Origin of the sequence: Pseudonocardia pini (genome assembly GCF_013870575.1) — a bacterium.
GTDB lineage: Bacteria > Actinomycetota > Actinomycetes > Mycobacteriales > Pseudonocardiaceae > Pseudonocardia > Pseudonocardia pini.
In genome coordinates this window covers 1-2,725 of record NZ_JACBXB010000744.1, presented here as the reverse complement: position 1 = coordinate 2,725, position 2,725 = coordinate 1, and the positions used below count along the sequence as shown (strand labels likewise).

The following is a 2,725-nucleotide window of genomic DNA, read 5'->3' as shown; positions in this document are numbered from 1 at the left end:
GGTCGCGTGGGCCGCCTGTTCGCCGTTCTCGTGGCGGCGGCCGTGGTGGTCGGCGGGGCCTTCCTGGTCATGCAGGCGCTCGGCCAGAGCCCATCGAACCCGGGCGGCTCCACCTCCACCCGCCCCGCGTCGAGCGGCGGGTCCTCCGGTTCGGGACTGACCGGCTCGGCCTTGGTGACCTGGTCGATCGGGGTGGAGTACTACACCGCCACGATCAGCGTGGACCCGACGTCCGGCATCGCCGAGGTGACGGTGGAGAACTCGCCGATGGGGACCTACCAGATCCGCCAGGACCTCAGCTACGACGCGGCCACCGGCCGCTACGTGGGCTCCGACGTGCGGGACCCGGACACCGGCCGGGCCGTGTCGTTGTCCGTCTACGAACCGGACATCTTCGTCCTCGGGCCGGGCACGGGCGGTCTGCGCACCGTGGTGCAGGTCTGCGGCTCGACGACCTGCTACCAGGCGACCACGACGCCACTGTGACCGCGGTCGCAGCCCCGCCGTTCAGACCTCGTCCGGGGAGCCGGCGGACTCCCGTGTCCCACGGTGGCGTGCGGTTCGGGATGCCGCGCCAGTTCGGCGTCGGTGCAGTCCAGCTAGGCCACGACCAGGGTCTGGCCCGGCATGATGATGTTCGGGTTGCCCGCCAGCGCGGGGTTCTTCGCCAGCAGGTCCTTCCAGTTCGCCAGGCCGTGGGCGGAGGCGATCTTGCCGAGCGTGTCGCCGGACTTCACGGTGTAGGTGCCGCCCGCGGGCGCGCTCAGGTACTGGCGCGCCGGGGAACGGACCGGCTCCACGGCGGGGGCCGGGGCCGCCTCGGCGGGCGCGGAGCGTGGCGTGGGACCGCCGGACGCGCCGATCTTCTTCGAGCAGCTGGGCCAGGCGCCCCAGCCCTGCCCGGCGAGGACCTTCTCGGCGACGACGATCTGCTCCTCGCGGGTGGCCTGGTGAGCCACCGGCGCGAACTGGCCGCCGCCGAACGCCGTCCACGTGGAGCGGGTGAACTGCAGCCCGCCGGAGAACCCGTTGCCGGTGTTGATCGCCCAGTTCCCGCTGCTCTCGCACTGGGCGAGGCGGTCCCACGTGGCGTCGGTGGCCGCGTTCGCCGCGGGCGCGACGGCGACCAGCGGGACACCGGCGACCGCACCGGCGATCGCGGTACGGGCGATCGTGCGTCCGGCGGTGGACGGCTTGCGGTGCTTGCCGCGATAACGGGCCATGGCGAGCGTCTCTCCGCGGCGCGTGCGGAATGTCGTCGGTCTCCCGACTTCGGCGGGTGGGTGGCCGCCTCTTCCGTTCCCTGTCCCGCTCGTGCTTCGGGGACCGGTACCGCCGGACAGGGAGCGCGCTGCGGTTCCGGGGCCCGCCGGCAATGGGGGAGTCCTGCGGGCCGACGGGGACGGTACGGGCGGTCGGTCGAGCGCGAAAGCGCAGGCGGGCGCGTGTCCCAAGATCGACTTCAATCTCCCCGTGATCTGTGGTAGATCGCGTATCCGCTGGTCATGCACCCGTATAACGGGACGGATACGGCACGATTCGAGTGCGACATGGTTGTACTGCTGTGATTCAGATCACACACATTCGGGACCCTGGGAGCGGTCTGCGTCACCCCGGACGTAGGGTCGCAGGTGTGGAACTGACCCATGTCGACGCCGCGGGTGCGGCCCGGATGGTCGACGTCTCGGAGAAGGTCCCGACGGCCCGTACCGCCGTGGCCACCGGGGTCTTCCGGACCACCGCCGAGGTGCTCGACCTCCTGCGCCGCGACGGTCTGCCGAAGGGGGACGCGCTCGCCACGGCCCGGATCGCCGGGATCATGGGGGCCAAGCGCACCCCGGACCTCGTGCCGCTCTGCCATCCGATCGCACTGTCCGGCGTCACCCTGGACCTGGAGCCGGGCGAGGCCGAGGTGCGGATCACCGCCACGGTGCGCACCACGGACCGCACCGGTGTGGAGATGGAGGCCCTGACCGCCGTCACGGTGGCCGGGCTGACCCTGCACGACATGGTCAAGGCCGTGGACCCCGCCGCCACGCTCGACGCCGTCCGCGTGGAGCGCAAGGAGGGCGGCAAGACGGGCCCGTGGCAGCGACGTGAGGACGGACAGGGTGGGTAGGACGGCCCGCGTGGTGACGGCGTCGAACCGCGCCGCGCAGGGCGTCTACCCGGACCGCGGCGGGCCGATCATCGCGGAATGGTTGCGCGCCAAGGGATACGCCACCGAGGACCCCGCGGTCGTACCGGACGGCGAGCCGGTGGCCGAGGCACTGCGCGCGGCGGTGGCCGCGGGTGCGGACGTGGTGATCACGACCGGCGGCACCGGCATCTCCCCCACCGACGCGACGCCGGAGGTCACCCGCGCCCTGTTGGACTACGAGGTCCCGGGCCTGGCCGACGCGATCCGCGCCCACGGGGCCCCGAAGGTGCCCACGGCCGTGCTCTCCCGCGGCCTCGCGGGCGTGGCCGGGCGGACGCTCGTGGTGAACCTGCCCGGCTCCACCGGCGGGGTGAAGGACGGACTGGCCGTGCTCGACCCGATCCTCGACCACGCCGTCGACCAGCTGCGCGGAGGAGACCACTGATGGAACCGAGAGTGCTGCGCGCCGTCGTGACCGAGGAGGCGCTCGACGTCGACGAGCACGCCCGCCTGGTCGACGACGCCGCCGCGGGAGCGGTCGTGACCTTCGCGGGCGTCGTCCGCGACCACGACGGCGGACGGTCG

3 protein-coding genes and 1 pseudogene are annotated in these 2,725 nt (G+C 73.0%); 3 read left to right on the top strand and 1 reads right to left on the bottom strand.

Going from position 1 to position 2,725, the window contains the following annotated elements; all coding sequences use genetic code 11:
- A partial coding sequence (locus H5J29_RS28205; RefSeq protein WP_181784026.1) for a hypothetical protein occupies positions 1–486 on the top strand: 486 nt, incomplete at its 5' end.
- A gap of 113 nt (positions 487–599) precedes the next feature.
- On the opposite strand, the gene H5J29_RS28200 is transcribed toward H5J29_RS28205, so the two are convergent.
- Positions 600–1,223, bottom strand: a complete 624-nt coding sequence (locus H5J29_RS28200; RefSeq protein ID WP_181784025.1) for a LysM peptidoglycan-binding domain-containing protein — start codon at positions 1,221–1,223, stop codon at positions 600–602.
- Between the two features lie 410 nt (positions 1,224–1,633).
- Here H5J29_RS28200 and moaC point away from each other — a divergent pair, with 410 nt between their 5' ends.
- Entirely contained in the window at positions 1,634–2,119 is a 486-nt protein-coding gene (moaC, locus tag H5J29_RS28195; protein ID WP_181784024.1) for a cyclic pyranopterin monophosphate synthase MoaC, read from the top strand.
- A pseudogene (locus H5J29_RS28190) lies at positions 2,112–2,725 on the top strand (molybdenum cofactor synthesis domain-containing protein); the annotation flags it as partial. The gene moaC and the pseudogene H5J29_RS28190, both read left to right, overlap by 8 nt.